Genomic DNA, 19662 nt, shown 5'->3' on the forward strand with positions numbered 1-19662 from the left:
GCCAATTGGACAGCGCGCGCATATCTGTGACAACGTAAAAAATGTCATGCTTAGGCATGTCCTCCATGCATGCCTGATGACTGACTCGATGAAACGCCTTCCGCCGCTACCCGCCCTGCATACTTTTCTGATCACGGCCCAGTGCTGCAATTTCACGCGGGCGGCGGAGCTGTTGCATATCACCCAGGGTGCGGTCAGCCGGCAGATTTCCGGGCTGGAGAGCCATCTGGGCTACCCGTTGTTCCAGCGTCAGGCCAGGGGTTTGAGCCTTACGGCACAAGGCCGGGAACTGTTTCCGCGGATCCAGCAGGTGTTCGCCCTGATCGATGAAGCGGTGGAGCAGGTCGGGGTCAAGCGCGACGCCCTGCAACTCAAGGCACCCACTTGCATGATGCGTTGGCTGCTGCCCCGGCTGTTGCAGTGGCAGAAGGAACGTCCGGATGTGCCGGTTGAGCTGACGACGACAGTGCAGCACGCCGTGGATTTTCGCCGCGAGCAGTTCGATGCCGCAGTGGTCTACGGCGCGCCGCCGGACAACGCCATGGAAGTTCATCACATCTTCGACGAGCTGCTGACGCCGGTCTGCTCGCAGCAATTACTGGACGGCCCGGTACCGATTCAGGACCTCAGCGACCTGGAGCAGCACATGCTCCTGCACCCGACCCGGGATCAGCGCGACTGGGAACAGTGGCTCAAAGTCGCCGGGACCACCCTGAGCAATATCAGCAAGGGCCAGCATTTCGATACTCTCGATCTGGCCATGTCGGTCGCCTCCCAGGGTACGGGCGTGGCCATCGGCGACTGGTCGCTGATCGGCGAAGACCTGGGCGCGGGGCGTCTGGTCATGCCGTTTGAACTCAAGGTACGCACGGGGGCGGCCTATTATTTCGTCTTCCCGTCACGGCCCGACGCCTCGCCGCAGTTGCGCGAGTTGATTGACTGGTTGTTGGTGCAGGCGAAGGAGCGGGTGGTAGCCTGACGAATAGCAGCGATTTGCATAGAGATATTGTGGGAGCGAATTCATTCGCGAAAGCTTTATTTCGGACGCCGCCAATGTGCTGGATGTACTGGCCCCTTCGCGGATGAATCCGCTCCCACAGATTCGATGGTATTCACGCGCTACTGTGGGAGCGAATTCATTCGCGAAAGCTCTATTTCAGAAGCCGCCAATGTGTTGGATGTACTGGCCCTTTCGCGAATGAATTCGCTCCCACAGAATTCGCCCCAGATTTTCGCCAGGTCAGATTCGAACGAGTGACAGAAGTCCAATGACCGCTTATCCGCTTTTTTCCTACACCATCGCACATCCTGTCCTACAATTTTCTTAGGTCGTTTCTTTAGCTGGATCGAGGAAAACGTCATGAGGATAACAACAAGAAAATGCCTGGCCGTCATCGCAGCAACTGCCGTCCTGGCCATCTACGGCGCCGGTGCCTACCGGATTGAAATGGCGCGCCAGGGTCCGCATCTGGCCAGTTGCAACTTCGGGCATTGCTACCCGACCTCAGCGACTTTTGCCGCCCTGCGATGAAGTAAAAAAACCGGATTTAACGGTGCCAAGGCAGCTACCGATTAGCCTGCTATCGGATTAGACTGGCATGACTTCTCCCGCTCTTTTGCGGGTCATTGTCTGCCGAGTCCTGCCTTGACCAACCTCAATCAGACCACGCCTTCCATTCGCAGCGTTCTGTTCGCGTTGATGATGGCGGTATTTCTCAGCGCCCTCGATCAAACCATCGTTGCCGTCTCGATACCGGCCATTTCTGCGCAGTTCAGGGATTTTGACCTGCTGGCCTGGGTGATTTCCGCCTATATGGTCGCCCTGACCGTGGCCGTGCCGATCTACGGCAAGCTCGGCGACCTGTATGGGCGACGCAAGATCCTGCTGTTCGGCCTCGCCCTGTTCACCCTGGCCTCGCTGTTCTGCGGCATGGCGCAAAGCATGGAGCAATTGGTGCTGGCGCGGGTGCTGCAGGGGATCGGCGCGGGCGGCATGGTATCGATCAGCCAGGCGATCATTGGCGACATCGTGCCACCGCGTGAACGTGGCCGTTATCAGGGCTACTTCAGCGGCATGTACGCCCTGGCCAGTGTCGCCGGGCCGGTGCTGGGCGGTGTCATGACCGAGTACGTGTCGTGGCGTTGGGTGTTCCTGATCAACCTGCCCCTGGGCCTGCTTGCCTGGATCACTGCCCACCGCACCCTGCGCGGCTTGCCGGTACCCAATCGCAAGCCGGTCATCGACTACGTCGGCACGCTATTGATGATTGTCGGCCTGACCGCCCTGCTGCTGGGCATCACCGAAATCGGCCAGGGCCATGACTGGCGTGATCGCCAGGTCCTTACCCAGTTGGGCCTGGCCCTGCTGGCGCTGATCGTCTTCGTGGTCGTTGAGCGGCGTACCCGCGAGCCGTTGTTGCCCATGCACCTGTTTGCCAATCGCAGCGCGGTGTTGTGCTGGTGCACGGTGTTCTTCACCAGTTTCCAGGCCATTTCCCTGATCGTGCTGGTACCGCTGCGCTTGCAGACCGTAACCGGCGGTGGCGCCGATAGCGCAGCCATTCACCTGCTGCCGCTGGCCCTGGGGATGCCCATGGGCGCGTTCATGGGCGGGCGACGCACTTCTCTGACCGGGCGCTATCAGCCGATCATCCTCACCGGCGCCTTGCTGATGCCCCTGGCCATTCTCGGCATGGCCTTCACGCCGCCGGAATCGGCCCTGCTGACCGGGCTGTTCATGCTGTTGACCGGCGTAGCCTGCGGCTTACAGTTCCCGACTTCGCTGGTCGGCACACAAAACTCGGTGGCCTTGCACGACATGGGCGTGGGTACCAGCACTACCAACCTGTTCCGCTCCCTGGGCGGCGCCGTGGGCGTGGCCTGCATGTCGGCGATTCTGCTGGCGATGTTACAAGGCACCGATCTGGCTCATTTGACCGGTGCGGGAATGGGCGTCGAGGGCAGCTCGGGGAATGTGCTCATGGATAGTCTTAATGCGGCCAGTGGTCCGGCACTGGCGAATTTGCGCGAGGAGCTGGCCGTGACCTTCCGCCACTTGTTCATGATCAACGCGGGCATTGCCCTGCTCGGGCTGGCGGCGGCACTGGCGATGCCGAATAACTTGCTGCGCGGAAGAGGTCACAAGGAATAAGTATCAAAGGAGGACATTGTTCTCCTCACATATTGCGTTCACGCTCTGTAAACGCGGATTTGCAGGAGCTGCCACAGGTTGCGAATGGGGTCTGTCTGATGCACCGCTTTCGCAGCCTTCGGCAGCTCCTACAATCTCATTCCAATTCAGTAGCGGTGTCGTGATTCGTCACTGGCTGTAATACCCCACCGCCACCAGATAATGGCCAACCTTGCGGATATAGGCGTGCTTGTTCTCGACCTTGCCGGTCACCGGGTTGCGCCAGTGGTATTCGTACTGGCCTTCATCCTGCTTGCGCGCCAGCGCCAGGATTGGCGCGCCTACCGGTTTGCCCTGAGGATCCTTGACCTTGTTGAAATCGGTATTGACCAGGCGCAGGTTGGTGCCGTGGGCGACGTAGCGGTTGTCGTCAAGATTGACCACGAACACGTAGAGATCGTCCTGGATAAAGCCGCCACTGAGATTATTGATCGCAGCCAGGGTGGCGCTTTCGTCGCGCTTGAGGGCATCGCTGGCCTTGTCCAGCAGGCCCCGGGCCTGTTCAGCGGAGGCTCGGGGTACGTAGTAACCCACCGCCAGGATGCGTTCACCCACGCGCTGGAAATACACGCGCTTGCGCTCGACCTTACCGTCAGCCCAGTTGTTCCAGCGATATTCGGCCTGCTGGATACCCTTGCTCTCCGGTGTCTGCAAGACTTCCTTGAAGGCCTTCTGCAGGTCTGGTTCCAGCACCTGGGATACATCGCGACCAATCAAGGCCACCGAAGGCCCGCCGCTGGCCAGCATCACACCCTTGGTGTCGACCACAAAGACATAACGCTCACCGTCAATGAATTCGCCCTGGCGACTGAAAGCAGCAAACGCCTTGTCGCCGTCGTTCTGATAACGCGCCACCGCTCGTTCCAGCAACGCCTTGGCCGCAGGCGCCTGGTCGGGGCTGGCGGCACCGGCCAGGACCTGCCCCGACAGGGTCAGACACAGCCAGCTCAAGACGCTTGTAAGAACGATACTTCGTGACAGCCGCCGCATGGCAAATTCCTCATGGGTATGGATTGCGCAACAGCTTAGCCGTGCGTTCTCTATGGGGAAGCATTCACGGGGAGAGGAGATAGCTTTCGGCTGGAGTTTGTCTCGAATGCCGCTTCTTAATGAAGAATGTTCCTACAGATGTATCAGAAGATTTCCTGAATATCCCCTGAAGAATCCGCTAAAACCCGTAGCAGTTAGACCATTGTCCGCGAACATGAAGATAGGTAAGGACTGGGTAAAGCTTCTGTCTGAACACACAATACTTAGATATAGATGCAGACGAAGCAACATGAGGCTATATTGGCCAATCGCTGCCATGGCAGCGATTATTCAGTCAGTCACGCAGGGCTGGACTCAGGCGCAACATATCGAGCCCGGCATCCACCAGCCGCTCAGCGTCCTGACACAGGCAATAGGCATCACCGATCAGCAACCATTGGCGCAGGATGCCGTCAATGTAGGCGTGCAGGCAGACCGAGGCACGCGCGGTATTCAGGGAAGCGGGTAACTGACCCTTGCGTACGGCATTACTCAGCGCCAATCCAATCCGGTAATTGCCTTCGAGCAAAGCCGCCTGGCGCTGGCGGCGCAAGTCACACATCTCATCGGTAAATTCGCACTTATGAAACAGGATTTCATTGATGCGACGGGTTTTCGGGTCCAGGGCAACTTGATGAAACAGGTGAATCAGCAGCTTTTTCACACAGCCAAGCGGGTCGGCTTCGGCTTCGCTTTCACTGGCCTGGGCAAGTTCTTCCAGGGGTTCGTGAATGCTGTCGAGCATTGCCTGGACCAAGTCAGCCTTGTTACTGAAGTGCCAATAGATAGCACCACGACTGACGCCCGCGAGGTTGGCGATATCGGCAAGCGTGGTACGCGAGACTCCGCGCTCATAGAACGCTTGCTCGGCAGCTTCGAGAATCTGGCTGCGAGTAGCCTGCGCTTCCTCTTTGGTACGTCGGACCATGGCAGTAAAAACCTCAATCAAAATGCCGCACGCTGCCTCTATGGGCAACGACGGAGTAACGCGAGCGATGCTAAATGATGCCCGTCCGGCTATTTACAAACAACCGTGAATGTAAGTATATTCATTAGCATGCTACTTATCCAGTTCCAATTTTTGCCCTATCACTTTTCTTGAGCACCAGGCTCCTGACCCGAGGATCTTCATGCAATTCAAGCCAGCTGTTACCGTACTGGTCACCGCCGTCGCCTTGGCATCACTGCTCAGCGGATGCGGCAAAAAAGAAGAAGCGGCCCCCGCTTCGGCGCCCCCGCCTCCTCAGGTCGGTGTAGTCACCCTGAAAGCTCAGTCCTACACCCTGACTTCCGAGCTGCCGGGGCGCACCACTGCCTTCCGCATCGCCGAAGTCCGTCCGCAGGTCAACGGCATCATTCTCAAGCGTCTGTTTACCGAAGGCAGCGACGTCAAGGCCGGTCAGCAGCTGTATCAGATCGACCCTGCGCTTTACGAAGCCACCGCCAACAGTGCCAAGGCCACGCTGCAATCGGCCAAGTCCCTGGCTGATCGCTACAAGCAACTGATCGCCGAGCAGGCCGTCAGCCGCCAGGAACTGGACAACGCCCAGGCCACCGCCCTGGAAGCCCAGGCCGCTCTGCAGACTGCGGAGATCAACCTGCGCTACACCAAGGTACTGGCGCCGATTTCCGGCCGTATCGGTCGCTCGTCGGTGACTGAAGGTGCTCTGGTCAGCAGTTCCCAGACCGACGCGATGGCGACCATCCAGCAACTGGACCCTATCTACGTCGACGTCGTGCAATCCTCGGCTGACATGCTGCGCCTGCGCGCCGATCTGGAAAGCGGCAAATTGCAGAAAGCCGGCGACAACGCCGCCAAGGTCAAGCTGACCCTGGAAGACAACAGCGTCTACGGCCAGGAAGGCAAGCTGGAGTTCTCGGAAGTCTCGGTTGACCAGACCACCGGCTCCGTCACCCTGCGCGCCGTGTTCCCCAACCCGGACCATCGCCTGTTGCCCGGCATGTTCGTCCACGCCCGCCTGCAGGCCGGTGTGAATGACTCGGCCATCCTGGTTCCGCAACAAGGCGTGACCCGTGACCTCAAGGGCACGCCGACCTCGTTGATCGTCAACAAGGACAACAAGGTTGAATTGCGCACCCTGGTTGCCAATCGCACCGTCGGCAGCGAATGGCTGGTGGAGAAAGGCCTGGACGCCGGTGATCGCGTCATCACCGAAGGCCTGCAATTCGTCAAGCCAGGCGTGGAAGTGAAAGTCAGCGAAGCGAGCAACGTGGCCAAGCCAGCATCCCCGGCCCCTGCCCCGGCAACTGAAAAAGCCTCAGGCAGTAAAGCGGAGTAATTCATGTCGAAATTTTTTATCGACCGCCCGATTTTCGCCTGGGTAATTGCCCTGGTGATCATGCTGGTCGGGGCTCTGGCAATCCTCAATTTGCCGATCAACCAATACCCGGCCATTGCACCACCGGCCATTGCCATTCAGGTGACCTACCCGGGTGCCTCTGCACAGACCGTGCAGGACACCGTGGTCCAGGTGATCGAACAGCAACTCAACGGTATCGACAACCTGCGTTATGTCAGCTCGGAAAGTAACTCCGACGGCAGCATGACCATTACCGCGACGTTCAACCAAGGGACGAACCCCGATACGGCCCAGGTCCAGGTGCAGAACAAGCTGAACCTGGCAACCCCGCTGCTGCCGCAAGAAGTACAGCAGCAAGGTATCCGCGTGACCAAGGCGGTGAAGAACTTCCTGATGGTTATCGGTCTGGTGTCCGAGGACGGCAGCATGGCCAAGGAAGACCTGGCCAACTACATCGTTTCCAACATGCAGGACCCGATCTCGCGGACCTCCGGCGTGGGTGACTTCCAGATCTTCGGTGCCCAGTACGCCATGCGTATCTGGCTCGACCCGGCCAAGCTGAACAACTTCCAGCTGACGCCAGGTGACGTGAAGACGGCGGTTGCCGGCCAGAACGTGCAGATCTCGTCCGGCCAGCTGGGCGGCCTGCCTGCGGTGAAGAACCAGCAGCTCAACGCCACGATCATCGGCAAGACCCGCCTGCAGACCGCTGAGCAGTTCGGCAACATCCTGCTCAAGGTCAACCGCGACGGTTCGCAAGTGCGCATCCGTGATGTCGGCACAGTCGGCCTGGGCGCGGAAAACTACAGCGTCGATGCACAGTTCAACGGCAAACCGGCTTCGGGCCTGGCGATCAAGCTGGCGACCGGCGCCAACGCCCTGGACACTGCCAAGGCCATCCGCGCGACGGTTGCCCAGCTGGAACCATTCTTCCCGCCAGGCATGAAAGCCGTCTACCCGTACGACACCACACCGGTAGTCAGCGAGTCGATTACCGGGGTAGTCCATACCCTGGGTGAAGCGATCATCCTGGTGTTCCTGGTGATGTACCTGTTCCTGCAGAACATTCGCGCCACGATCATCACCACAATGACCGTGCCGGTGGTACTGCTCGGCACCTTCGGCATCCTCGCCGCTGCCGGTTTCACCATCAACACCCTGACCATGTTCGGCATGATTCTCGCCATCGGCCTGCTGGTGGACGACGCCATCGTTGTGGTGGAAAACGTCGAGCGGGTAATGGCCGAGGAAAAACTCTCGCCACGGGATGCGACGATCAAGTCCATGGGCCAGATCCAGGGCGCACTGGTCGGTATCGCCATGGTGCTTTCGGCGGTACTGCTGCCAATGGCGTTCTTTGGCGGCTCCACCGGGGTGATCTATAAACAGTTCTCCATCACCATCGTGTCGGCCATGGCCCTCTCGGTGATGGTCGCCCTGATCTTCACCCCGGCACTGTGTGCCACCATGCTCGCGCCGATCGACCATGAGAAACACGGTCAACCCAAACGCGGTTTCTTCGGCTGGTTCAACCGCACCTTCGACCGCAGCGTACTGAGCTACGAGCGCGGTGTGGGCAATATGCTCAAGCACAAGATCCCGGCGCTGCTGGTCTATGCGCTGATCTTCGCCGGCATGATCTGGATGTTCACCCGCATCCCGAGCGCGTTCCTGCCGGAAGAGGACCAGGGCGTCATCTTCGCCCAGGTGCAGACCCCGGCCGGCTCGTCCGCCGCCCGTACCCAGGATGTCCTGGACAAGGCGCGGACCTACCTGCTCGATCAGGAAGGTGCAGCGGTCAAGTCGGTGTTCACGGTCAACGGCTTCAACTTCGCCGGCCGCGGCCAAAGCTCGGGCCTGGCGTTCATCCTGCTCAAACCGTGGGATGAACGTAACGCCGACAACAGCGTCTTCGCCCTGGCCAAACGTGCGCAACAGCACTTCGGCAGCTTCCGCGACGCCCTGTCCTTCGCCGTGGTTCCGCCATCGGTACTGGAACTGGGTAACGCCACCGGCTTCGACCTGTACTTGCAGGATCAGGGTGGCGTGGGTCACGCCAAGCTGATGGAAGCGCGCAACATGTTCCTCGGCATGGCCTCCCAGAGCAAAGTCCTCGCGGGTGTCCGTCCCAACGGCTTGAACGACGAACCGCAGTACCAACTGGTGATCGATGACGAACGCGCCAGCGCCCAGGGCGTATCGCTGACCGATATCAACACCACCCTGTCCATCGCTTTCGGCGGCAACTACGTCAACGACTTCATCGACCGCGGTCGGGTGAAAAAGGTGTACGTACAAGGCCAGCCCAATGCACGGATGAAACCGGAAGACTTGAAGAAGTGGTACGTGCGCAACAGCGCCGGGACCATGGTGCCGTTCGACTCCTTCGCTACCGGGCAATGGGTCTACGGTTCGCCAAAACTGTCGCGCTACAACGGCGTTACCGCAGAGGAAGTGTTGGGTACTCCGGCACCGGGCTACAGTTCCGGCCAGGCCATGGCGGAAGTCGAAGCCATCGCCAAGAAACTCCCGGCGGGCATCGGTTATTCCTGGACCGGTCTGTCGTACGAGGAGCGCCTGTCGGGCTCCCAGGCGCCAGCGTTGTATGCGATTTCAATCCTGATGGTATTCCTCTGCCTCGCGGCCCTGTATGAAAGCTGGTCGATTCCGATCGCGGTCATCCTCGTCGTACCGCTGGGGGTTATCGGCGCCTTGATGGCAACCAGCCTGCGCGGGCTGTCCAACGACGTGTTCTTCCAGGTAGGCCTGTTGGTGACGGTGGGCCTGGCGGCGAAAAACGCCATCCTGATCGTCGAGTTCGCCAAGGAATTGCATGAGCAAGGCAAAGGCCTGGTCGAGGCCACCATTGAGGCGTGCCGGATGCGTCTGCGTCCGATCATCATGACCTCCATGGCGTTCATCCTTGGTGTTGTACCACTGGCCATTTCCAGCGGTGCAGGTTCGGGTAGCCAGCACTCCATCGGTACTGGTGTAATTGGCGGTATGATCACCGCCGTTGTCCTGGCGATCTTCTGGGTACCGCTGTTCTTCGTAGCGATATCCAGCCTGTTCAAGGGCAAGCAGAAACAGCACGCAATTTCACACGATGAGGCTGGCCAATGAGCAAGTCCCTGATCTCTCTGGCAGTCACCGCGTTCATTCTCGGCGGCTGTTCACTGATCCCCGAATACAACCAGCCCAAGGCGCCGGTTGCCGCGCAGTACCCGCAAGGTCCGGCCTACTCGCCGACCGAATCGGCCAATGTCGCGGCAGCCGAACAGGGCTGGCGCCAGTTTTTCCATGACCCGGCCCTGCAACAGCTGATCCAGACGGCCCTGGTCAATAACCGCGACCTGCGTGTCGCGGCCCTGAACATCGACGCCTACCGTGCGCAATACCGCATCCAGCGCGCCGATCTGTTCCCGGCCGTGTCCGCCGATGGCAGCGGCAGTCGCCAGCGGGTTCCGGCTGATCTGTCACAAAGCGGCAAAGCCGGCATCACCAGTCAGTATTCGGCCACCGTGGGCGTCAGCGCCTACGAGCTGGATCTGTTCGGTCGCGTACGCAGCCTCAGCGAGCAGGCGCTGGAAACCTACTTCTCCAGTGAAGAAGCCCGCCGCAGCACGCAGATCAGCCTGGTGGCCAACGTCGCCAACGCCTATCTGACCTGGCAGGCGGACAAAGAGCAGCTCAAGCTCACCGAAGATACCCTCGACGCCTTCGAACAGAGCTTCAAGCTGACCTCACGCAGTAATGAAGTCGGTGTCGCTTCGGCGCTGGATCTGGCCCAGTCGCGGACCTCGGTGGAAAGCGCCCGGGTCAAGCTGTCCCAGTACCAACGCCTGGTGGCCCAGGACCTGAACAACCTGACACTGCTGCTGGGTACCGGCCTGCCGGCCGACCTGCCAGCGGCGCAGCCGTTGAGTGCCGACCTGCTGACGCCACTGCCGGCAGGCCTGCCGTCGGAGCTGCTGCAACGTCGTCCGGACATCCTCCAGGCCGAGCACCAGCTCAAGGCTGCCAACGCCAATATCGGCGCGGCGCGGGCTGCGTTCTTCCCGAGCATCAGCCTGACTGCCAATGCCGGTACCCTCAGCCCGGACCTGTCCGGGTTGTTCAACGGCGGTTCCGGCACCTGGCTGTTCAAGCCGAGCATCAGCCTGCCGATCTTCAACGCCGGCAGCCTGCGTGCCAGCCTGGACTACTCCAAGATCCAGAAAGACATTGGCGTGGCCAACTACGAAAAAACCATCCAGACTGCCTTCCAGGAAGTCTCCGATGGCCTGGCCGCACGCAAGACTTACAGCGAACAGCTGCAGGCCCAGCGTGATTTCGTCAATGCCAACCAGGACTACTACCGCCTGGCCGAGCGCCGCTACCGCATCGGGATCGACAGCAACCTGACCTTCCTCGATGCCCAGCGCTCGCTGTTCAGCGCGCAGCAGTCGCTGATCAGCGATCGCCTGTCCCAGCTGACCAGCGAGGTCAATCTGTACAAGGCCCTGGGTGGCGGCTGGAACGAACAGACGCAAAAGGTCCAGCCGATCTCGACCGAGAAGCCGGCAGTGCAACTGTTCTGATTCGTGGTTGTTGATTGAAGCTGTAGCCAAAATGCCCCGACCTGTTCGGGGCATTTTGTTTTGTGCTGCTTGAGCCATCGGCGGCATCACGTTGTGGGGGCGAACTCTGTGGGAGCGAATTCATTCGCGAAAAAGGTATTCAGGCTATTGAAATTGCATTGAATGTACCGGCCTCTTCGCGAATGAATTCGCTCCCACAATTCACTCCCACAACCAGCATGTTTCAGCTAGCAGTGTTGCGCCTGATCGCACATAAAAAACCCACCAGTCGGTGGGTTCTTTATTGCCGCTCAGATCAATGATCGTGATGCAGATACGCCGGTTGCTTCGGCAGGCGCAGGCTGAACAGGAAGGCCACGGCCATCATCACCGTCACATACCAGTAGAAGTTGTTTTCCACACCCTGGGCCTTCAGGCTCAGGGCCACGTATTCAGCCGAACCGCCGAATGCGGCGTTGGCGACTGCGTACGACAGGCCAACACCCAAGGCGCGGATCTGTGGCGGGAACATCTCGGCTTTTACCAGGCCGCTGATCGAGGTGTAGAAACTGACAATGGCCAGAGCCAACGTGATCAGCAGGAACGCCATGAACGGGTCAGTGGTGGTCTTGAGCGTCATCAGCAACGGCACGGTGCAGATCGTACCCAGGCCGCCAAACAGCATCATCGAAGCGCGACGCCCGATGCGGTCGGCCAGCATACCGAACAGCGGCTGCATGCACATGTACACGAACAACGCGCCGGTCATGACGTAGCTGGCGGTCTTAGGGTTCATGCCGCCGGTGTTGACCAGGAACTTCTGCATGTAAGTGGTAAAGGTGTAGAAAATCAGCGAGCCGCCTGCGGTGTAACCCAGTACGGTGATGAAGGCGGCTTTATGATTGCGGAACAGTGCCGCTATGCTGCCTGCATCTTTGTCCTGACGGGTTTCCTTGCTGGTGGTTTCTTTCAGCGAGCGACGCAGGAACAGGGAGATCACCGCCGCAATGGCGCCGACCACGAACGGAATGCGCCAGCCGTAGGCCTTGAGCTCTTCGGTGCTGAGGAATTGTTGCAGGATCACCACGGTCAGCACCGCCAGCAACTGGCCGCCGATCAGGGTCACATACTGGAACGAGCCGAGGAAGCCGCGCTGACCGCGCATGGCCACTTCACTCATATAAGTTGCGGTAGTGCCGTATTCGCCACCGACCGACAGGCCTTGCAGCAGACGCGCCAGCAGCAACAGCGCCGGAGCCAGGGCACCAATGGAGGCGTAGGTCGGCAGGCAGGCGATGATCAGCGAGCCGCCGCACATCATCAGTACCGAGATCATCATCGAGTTCTTGCGCCCGTGCTTGTCAGCCACGCGACCGAACAGCCAGCCGCCGATCGGCCGCATCAGGAAGCCTGCGGCAAACACACCGGCCGTGTTGAGCAACTGCACGGTAGGGTCGTCGGACGGGAAGAAAGCCGGTGCAAAGTAAATCGCGCAAAAGGCGTAGACGTAAAAGTCGAACCACTCGACAAGGTTGCCTGAAGAAGCGCCCACGATCGCAAAGATCCTTTTCTTGCGCTCTTCAGAGGTGTACGGCGTTGTCGTTGTCATTATTTTCCCCGGTTTTATGTAATCGCACGTTCCTGGATACAATCTGTAACATCCTTGCGCCACCAGCACAATCGCCCAGGCCATCGCGCTGCCCTTTCGTGGAGGCAGCCCGATGGCCCGGGCGGTTGTAACGGTGTGGTTTTGCGTAGGTCTATCGCTCGATAGCCAACGCCAACCCCTGTCCTACTCCTACACACATGGTGGCAAGGCCTTTTCGGCCGCCGGTTTTTTCTAGCTGATGCAACGCGGTCAAGACCAGACGCGCACCGCTCATGCCCAGTGGATGCCCCAGAGCGATAGCCCCGCCATTCGGATTGACCTGCGGCGCATCGTCGTCCAGACCCAGTTCGCGCAGCACGGCGAGACCCTGGCTGGCAAACGCTTCGTTGAGTTCGATCACATCGAAATCACTGACTGCCAGGCCCAGGCGCTCGACCAGCTTGCGCACCGCCGGAACCGGGCCGATGCCCATGACCCTAGGTGCCACACCTGCGCTGGCCATGCCGAGAATTCGCGCGCGAGGCGTCAGACCATGTTTCTTCACCGCTTCTGCCGAGGCCAGGATCAGGGCGGCGGCGCCGTCGTTGACGCCCGAAGCGTTGCCTGCGGTCACGGTCTTGTCCGGACCGTTGACCGGTTTCAATCTGGTCAGAGCTTCCAGGGTCGTATCGGCCCGGGGATGCTCATCCTGCTCGACCACGGTCTCGCCCTTCTTGTGGGCAACCCGGACCGGCACGATCTCATCAGCGAAAAAACCCGCAGCCTGGGAGGCTGCCGCGCGCTGTTGACTGCGCAGGGCAAAGGCATCCTGATCGGCCCGGGAAATACCGTAGTCGTCGGCCACGTTGTCACCGGTTTGCGGCATCGAATCGACGCCGTACTGAGCCTTCATCAACGGGTTGATAAAGCGCCAGCCAATAGTGGTGTCTTCCAGCTTCATAGCCCGCGAATAAGCCGAATCAGCCTTGCCCATGACAAATGGCGCACGGGACATGGACTCGACGCCGCCCGCAATCGCCAGCTCCATTTCACCGCTGGCAATGGCGCGGAAAGCCGTGCCGATGGCGTCCATGCCCGAGGCGCAGAGACGGTTCAGGGTCACGCCGGGAATACTCTCGGGCAACCCGGCCAGCAAGGCCGCCATGCGCGCGACGTTGCGGTTGTCCTCGCCTGCCTGGTTGGCGCAACCGAGGAATACCTCGTCCACTTCATCCCAGTTCACCGAGGGGTTGCGCTCCATCAGCGCCTTGATCGGCACGGCGGCCAGGTCGTCAGCACGAACCGTGGCCAGGCCACCACCAAAGCGGCCGATAGGGGTGCGAATGGCATCGCAGATAAAGACGTCACGCATCAGGCTTCTCCCGGGGCTTGGCCGTGGGCGGCAGCAGTGCGCGCTTCCAGATCACGCAAGGCGCTCAGCTCGGTCTCCGTCGGCTCGACGGAATACTCGACGTGCTCGGCAAAACGCACCGGCCAGCCGGTCGCAGCGACCACTTGGTCACGGGTCACGCCCGGGTGCAGTGTCGTCACGACGAATTCGTTGGTACCGGCTTCCGGCTCCATCACACACAGGTCGGTGATAATCCCCACCGGCCCGGCACCTGGCAGGCCCAGACGCTTGCGCGAGTCGCCGCCTTCGCCGTGGCCGACCGAGGTCATAAAGTCCAGCTTGTCGACGAACGAACGCGACGACTGCTTGAGGATGATCAGTACCGACTTGGCGGACCCGGCGATTTCCGGCGCGCCACCGGCACCCGGCAGACGCACTTTCGGGTTGTGGTAATCACCGACCACCGTCGTGTTGATATTGCCGAAACGGTCGACCTGAGCCGCACCGAGGAACCCCACGTCGACACGCCCACCCTGCAGCCAGTAGCGGAAAATTTCGCTGGTGGCGACCACAGTATCGGCGGTTTCCGCCAGTTCGCCGTCGCCAATGGACAGCGGCAGCACGTTGGGCTTGGCGCCGATCGGGCCCGATTCGTAGATCAGTACGACGTCAGGCGCCGAGGTCAGGCGGGCAAGGTTGGCGGCCTTGGAAGGCAGGCCGATGCCGACAAAGCACACCGCGCCATTGCGCAGGCGACGGGCAGCAGCCACGGTCATCATTTCATTAGTGGTGTAAGTCATTACTTTGCCTCCGCAGCGCTGGCCGCCAGCTTGCTCTGGAATTCACTGAAATCCTTGGTACCGTGAATGTATTCGTCGATCCAGGCGGTAAAGGTCGCACGGTCACGGGCGATCGGGTCCCACGCCTGATAGAACGGGTTATCGCGCTCGTAGTAGCCATGGGCGTAGGACGGATGCGCGCCGCCGGGCACCAGGCATACCGCACTCAACGCCCAGGTCGGCAGGACGCAGGCGTTCATCGGCGCCTTGAGGTCATCGACGATCTCTTCAACGGTGACGATGCAGCGCTTGGCGGCCAGGGCGGCTTCTTTCTGCACACCCAGGATGCCCCACAGCAGCACATTGCCTTTGCGATCAGCCTTCTGCGCATGGATCACTGTGACATCGGGACGAACGGCAGGCACCGCAGCCAGCACTTCACCGGTGAACGGGCAGGTCACGGTCTTGATCAGCGGGTTGACCTTGGGCAGGTCAGAACCGGCGTAAGCACGCAGTACCGCAAACGGCAGTCCGGACGCTCCGGCTACGTAGGCGTTCGCCAGGTCGGCATGGCTGTGTTCTTCAATTTCCAGCGCATGGGGCCACTGTTTTTCTACGGCATCACGCAGACGGTGCAGCGAACCGACACCGGGGTTACCGCCCCACGAGAAAATCAGCTTTTTCGCACAACCAGCGCCGATCAATTGGTCATAAATCAGATCCGGCGTCATGCGCACCAGAGTCAGGTCTTTCTTGCCCTGGCGAATGATTTCGTGGCCAGCGGCGTTGGGAATCAGATGGGTGAAGCCTTCCAGTGCAACGGTGTCGCCATCGTTGACGAATTGCTTCACGGCATCGTGCAGAGAAATGACTTCAGCCATGAGGTGCTCCCAAACTCAACATCACAATCAGTGGATGGCGCAAGTGCGCCGGGATGTGATTGAGGTTAAGCCTGGGCTTGCAAGCGGACAATCCGATAATCGACTAAGTGTTCGTTAATCGCACAATTCTAGTCGAGCAATTCGTTGGAGCCGGGCTTGCCCGCGAAGGCTTCGACACGGTATGCCTGATATATCGCTTCGAAGCCTTCGCGGGCAAGCCTCGCTCCTACAGAGTTGTTCAGTCAGCTAAAGGTTGTTCGGATCAGGTAAACAACTGCGTACTCAAATCCCGACTGGCATTGAGCATGATTGGCAGAAAACGCTGCTCCAGCTCGCTGCGGGCCACTCGCCCGGCACTGGTGCTGACATTCAGCGCCGCCAGTACCTGCCCAGAAGCGTCATAGACCGGCACGGCAATCGAGCGCAGGCCCTGCTCCAGCTCCTGATCGACGATGCACCATCCCTGCTGCCGGACCAGTTGCAGGCACTCCAGCAACGCCTCGGGCGTGCGCAAGGTACGGCTGGTCTTGGGTTGCAGGTCGACGTGGTCGAGATATTCCTGCAAAGACACATCATCCAGCGCCGCCAGCAGGATTCGCCCCATGGATGTGCAATAGGCTGGCAGACGACCGCCGACGGACAGATCCACCGAGATCAGACGCTGGGTCGTGGCCGAACGGGCGATATAAAGGATGTCATCGCCCTCCAGGGTCGCCATGTTGCAGGCCTCGTGCAACTCGTCGCTCATGCGATCCAGATACGGCTGCGAAGAAACCGCCAGGGGCGTGGAAGACAGATAGGCATGGCCCAGCGTCAGGACCTTGGGTAATAGCGAATAAGTCCGCCCATCGGTCGTGGCATAACCTAGCTTGATCAGGGTATGCAGACAGCGCCGCACGGCCGCACGGGGGATCTCGGTGCGGTGACTGATCTGGGCGATGGTCAGGTGTCGCTTGCGTTCCTGAAAGGCATGGATCACCGCCAGACCACGGGCGAGCGAAGTCATGAAATCCGGGTCGCCGGTCAGTGCCTGGATCCGCTTGGCGGGCGACGCCACGATGGGCGGCGCCAGAGAGGCAAAAGAATTTCGCAGTTCATCATTCATCCCGACACCTCATCACGTCCACGCAGGCCCTGTAAACAGAGGCTTGCGGGATTTATATGCCAATGCCCCGCATTCGCTTTGGGCGATTATCGAACGACTGGCCGATAATCGCAATTGACCCATTGCAAAGATGCTTATACCTTTGCACCTGCCTTACAGTGACTTCTTGGAAATACTGGTCAGGTACCCACTGAGAAGTCCAAGGCACGGCCTTGCTCATGAAGCAAGGCCGTTTTTCTTCCCGCATCTGGCTCCCGTCACGCCGCACGCAAATCCTTTCTCTTTAATTCAGCCGTCCTGAAAGGCTTGTCAGAATGTTGCCTCGGCGCCTCAATATCTCGTGACTGAAAGTTTCGCCATATCTATCACCTGACCAAAACTTCAGAAACGTCGTACAGAAAAACAGTACCTCGGAAACTCATGCAGTAGTCAGACAACATATAGAGTTGACGCCAACCAAGTTCTTGGAGATAGTGACAAGCACTTGACTGGATATTACTGCTGCCGGGATTTTGCCCATTTCATACCCGGCGTGGTGCAGATCGATCGTATCGATGTCGCTACACAGCGAATTCGCCGTGATGTAGCCCCTGAACGCCCAGTCAAGACAGCCCCAAATGAATGATTGTCGCTACGACAACGGTATGTTCTGGTGCCCGTAGCCGCGAGCTGCGGGAACGTGTTCGCCCTATCGCGAGAAGGTCCGCCAGCCGGGATTGTTCAACGTCCCCCGGCTCACTATGAAAACGGTCTTCCTGTGGCGCGACACTTCCCGTGCTCTGCGTTAACACCGGATTAAACTTGACTTAATCAGGTAACAAAGTGACTAAAGATGAACTGCGCGCGGAACTTGAGCGCCAGGAACAACGTTACAAGGAAGTATATGGCGGGGAAATCACCACCTACGCCGCGCAACCCGAACCGGAACGCAAGCCATGGCGCAAAAGAGCCAGCGTGCTGGATCAGGCATTCAAGAATGAGCTACAGAAAATGGAACAGGATTTGAAGGAAGAATCCTGATTCAGCCTGCTCGCGAGAAGCCCGGGTAAACGGACGGACACGAGGGTCGTCCGCGCTGCATTGGTTTTACGCAAGATCACTGCGCTGCCACCTGCCACTCAATGCAGGAGGCCACCGGGCGTTGTCTACAACCGTTGTTATCGCCAGCCTTCCTGCTCGTCAGGACGACTGACCCTGGTCAAAAAAGAACGTGGTCGGCAGATACCAATCAGCGGCTGTCATATCGATCTGTATTTTTTCTGTCATAATCCCGCCCCCTTCAGACCGGGTCAGAAAACCTTCATGATCGATTTATTCAGCGGGCTAGATGCTTGGGTGCTTGTGAGCCTGTTGCTCGCCCTGGCCTTCGTCCTCACCTTCGAGTTCATCAACGGCTTTCATGACACCGCCAACGCGGTGGCGACAGTCATTTACACCAAGGCAATGCCCCCGCACCTGGCCGTGTTCTTTTCGGGTGTGTTCAACTTCCTTGGCGTGCTGCTCGGAGGCGTCGGCGTCGCTTACGCCATCGTCCACCTGTTGCCGGTCGAGCTGCTGATCAACGTCAATACCGGTCACGGCCTGGCCATGGTGTTCTCGTTGCTGGCCGCAGCCATCGCCTGGAACCTGGGCACCTGGTATTTCGGTATTCCGGCTTCCAGCTCCCACACGCTGATCGGCTCTATCCTCGGCGTAGGTCTGGCCAATGCCCTGATCAACGACATTCCGCTGTCCGAGGGCGTGAACTGGCAGAAGGCAATCGACATCGGCGCCTCCCTGGTGTTTTCACCATTGGCCGGTTTCATCGTTGCCGGTCTGGTGCTGCTGGCCTTGAAGGCCTGGCGCCCGCTGTCGAAGATGCACAAGACCCCTGATCAGCGTCGCAAGCTGGACGACAAGAAGCACCCGCCATTCTGGAATCGCCTGGTACTGGTGATCTCGGCCATGGCCGTCAGCTTTGTGCACGGTTCCAACGATGGCCAGAAAGGCATTGGTCTGATCATGCTGGTACTGATCGGCATCGTTCCGGCCCAGTTCGTCCTCGACCTCGGCAGCACCACCTATCAGATCGAGCGCACCCGTGACGCGGCCCAGCACATGAGCCAGTTTTATCAGCGCAACACCGACACTCTGGGCGAGTTCCTGGCGTTGGGCAAAGCCCCTGCGGGCGACCTGCCAGGGCGATTCAGCTGCAACCCGGAGCAGACTGAGGCAACTATCGCAGCCCTGCTGTCGACGCTTGATGGTGTGACCGATTACCACTCGCTGACCGCTGAACACCGCATCGAAGCCCGCCGCTATCTGCTATGCCTGGATGACACCGCTCGGAAAGTCGGCAAGCTGCCAGCTCTGGCGGCCAGGGAAAAATCCGATCTGGACAAGCTGCGCAAGGACCTCACTGCGCCGACCGAATACGCGCCGTTCTGGGTGATTCTGGCGGTGGCCCTGGCCCTGGGCGTCGGCACCATGGTCGGCTGGAAACGTGTAGTCCTGACCATCGGCGAGAAGATCGGCAAGCAAGGCATGACGTATGCACAGGGCATGTCGGCACAGATCACCACGGCGAGCGCCATTGGCCTGGCCAACGTGTTCAGCCTGCCGGTCTCGACCACCCACATCCTGTCGTCCGGCGTCGCCGGGACCATGGTTGCGAACAAAAGCGGCCTGCAAGGCGGCACCATCCGCAACATCCTCATGGCCTGGGTCCTGACCCTGCCCGTGACCATCGGCCTGGCGGCCGGGCTGTTCTGGCTGGCCTCCAAGGTCCTGGCCTGATCAGCGGCGGGGGGCGGGGGGGGGGGGGGGGGAGAGCGGGCGCGGGGGGGGGCCGAGAAAACACCGAAACACCCAAACCAAAAA

15 protein-coding genes are annotated in these 19662 nt (G+C 59.8%); 8 read left to right on the plus strand and 7 right to left on the minus strand.

Going from position 1 to position 19662, the window contains the following annotated elements; translation table 11 throughout:
- The first annotated feature begins 88 nt into the window (after positions 1-88).
- The 3 genes from ACCD02_RS13730 (at position 89) to ACCD02_RS13740 (ending at position 3151) form a co-directional block, all read left to right on the plus strand.
- Positions 89-979, plus strand: a complete 891-nt coding sequence (locus ACCD02_RS13730) for a LysR substrate-binding domain-containing protein (RefSeq protein WP_413302419.1) — start codon at positions 89-91, stop codon at positions 977-979.
- A 381-nt stretch (positions 980-1360) separates the two neighbouring features.
- Positions 1361-1531 carry a hypothetical protein gene (locus ACCD02_RS13735; protein ID WP_413302422.1) on the plus strand — a complete coding sequence of 57 codons (171 nt, stop codon included), beginning with the start codon at positions 1361-1363 and terminating at the stop codon, positions 1529-1531.
- 114 nt (positions 1532-1645) lie between these two features.
- Positions 1646-3151, plus strand: coding sequence for an MDR family MFS transporter (locus ACCD02_RS13740; protein WP_413302425.1), 1506 nt, complete (start codon positions 1646-1648; stop codon positions 3149-3151).
- Between the two features lie 168 nt (positions 3152-3319).
- Here ACCD02_RS13740 and ACCD02_RS13745 read toward each other — a convergent pair whose 3' ends face one another.
- Both ACCD02_RS13745 and ACCD02_RS13750 read right to left on the minus strand, forming a co-directional pair.
- Entirely contained in the window at positions 3320-4180 is an 861-nt protein-coding gene (locus ACCD02_RS13745; protein WP_413302428.1) for a cache domain-containing protein, read from the minus strand.
- Between the two features lie 334 nt (positions 4181-4514).
- Positions 4515-5147, minus strand: coding sequence for a TetR family transcriptional regulator (locus tag ACCD02_RS13750; protein WP_413302431.1), 633 nt, complete (start codon positions 5145-5147; stop codon positions 4515-4517).
- 202 nt (positions 5148-5349) lie between these two features.
- On the opposite strand from ACCD02_RS13750, the gene ACCD02_RS13755 reads away from it, so the two are divergent.
- From ACCD02_RS13755 to adeC, 3 genes are read left to right on the plus strand one after another with little or no spacing between them, the layout of a single operon-like run.
- Positions 5350-6519 carry an efflux RND transporter periplasmic adaptor subunit gene (locus ACCD02_RS13755; protein WP_413302434.1) on the plus strand — a complete coding sequence of 390 codons (1170 nt, stop codon included), beginning with the start codon at positions 5350-5352 and terminating at the stop codon, positions 6517-6519.
- A gap of 3 nt (positions 6520-6522) precedes the next feature.
- Complete coding sequence (locus tag ACCD02_RS13760) at positions 6523-9663, plus strand: efflux RND transporter permease subunit (RefSeq protein ID WP_413302436.1); 3141 nt, start codon at positions 6523-6525, stop codon at positions 9661-9663.
- Positions 9660-11120, plus strand: coding sequence for an AdeC/AdeK/OprM family multidrug efflux complex outer membrane factor (adeC, locus tag ACCD02_RS13765; RefSeq protein ID WP_413302439.1), 1461 nt, complete (start codon positions 9660-9662; stop codon positions 11118-11120). The genes ACCD02_RS13760 and adeC overlap by 4 nt, the downstream gene beginning before the upstream one ends.
- Positions 11121-11415: 295 nt before the next feature.
- Here the strand turns inward: adeC and ACCD02_RS13770 are convergent, their stop codons facing one another.
- From ACCD02_RS13770 to pcaR, 5 genes are all read right to left on the minus strand, one after another.
- Entirely contained in the window at positions 11416-12708 is a 1293-nt protein-coding gene (locus tag ACCD02_RS13770) for an MFS family transporter (RefSeq protein WP_413302441.1), read from the minus strand.
- Between the two features lie 151 nt (positions 12709-12859).
- Positions 12860-14062, minus strand: coding sequence for a 3-oxoadipyl-CoA thiolase (gene pcaF / locus ACCD02_RS13775; protein ID WP_413302481.1), 1203 nt, complete (start codon positions 14060-14062; stop codon positions 12860-12862).
- Entirely contained in the window at positions 14059-14838 is a 780-nt protein-coding gene (locus tag ACCD02_RS13780) for a CoA-transferase subunit beta (RefSeq protein ID WP_413302443.1), read from the minus strand. The genes pcaF and ACCD02_RS13780 overlap by 4 nt, the downstream gene beginning before the upstream one ends.
- Positions 14838-15698 (minus strand): CoA transferase subunit A, encoded by an 861-nt coding sequence (locus ACCD02_RS13785; protein WP_413302446.1) that lies wholly within the window; start codon positions 15696-15698, stop codon positions 14838-14840. The genes ACCD02_RS13780 and ACCD02_RS13785 overlap by 1 nt, the downstream gene beginning before the upstream one ends.
- Positions 15699-15960: 262 nt before the next feature.
- Positions 15961-16803, minus strand: a complete 843-nt coding sequence (gene pcaR / locus ACCD02_RS13790; RefSeq protein ID WP_413302448.1) for a pca regulon transcriptional regulator PcaR — start codon at positions 16801-16803, stop codon at positions 15961-15963.
- An 822-nt stretch (positions 16804-17625) separates the two neighbouring features.
- On the opposite strand from pcaR, the gene ACCD02_RS13795 reads away from it, so the two are divergent.
- Positions 17626-17823 carry a hypothetical protein gene (locus ACCD02_RS13795; protein ID WP_413302451.1) on the plus strand — a complete coding sequence of 66 codons (198 nt, stop codon included), beginning with the start codon at positions 17626-17628 and terminating at the stop codon, positions 17821-17823.
- A 282-nt stretch (positions 17824-18105) separates the two neighbouring features.
- Entirely contained in the window at positions 18106-19578 is a 1473-nt protein-coding gene (locus ACCD02_RS13800; RefSeq protein WP_413302454.1) for an inorganic phosphate transporter, read from the plus strand.
- Positions 19579-19662 lie beyond the last annotated feature (84 nt).

Origin of the sequence: Pseudomonas sp. Pseusp88, from assembly GCF_047303955.1 — a bacterium.
In the GTDB taxonomy this organism is placed as follows: Bacteria; Pseudomonadota; Gammaproteobacteria; order Pseudomonadales; family Pseudomonadaceae; genus Aquipseudomonas.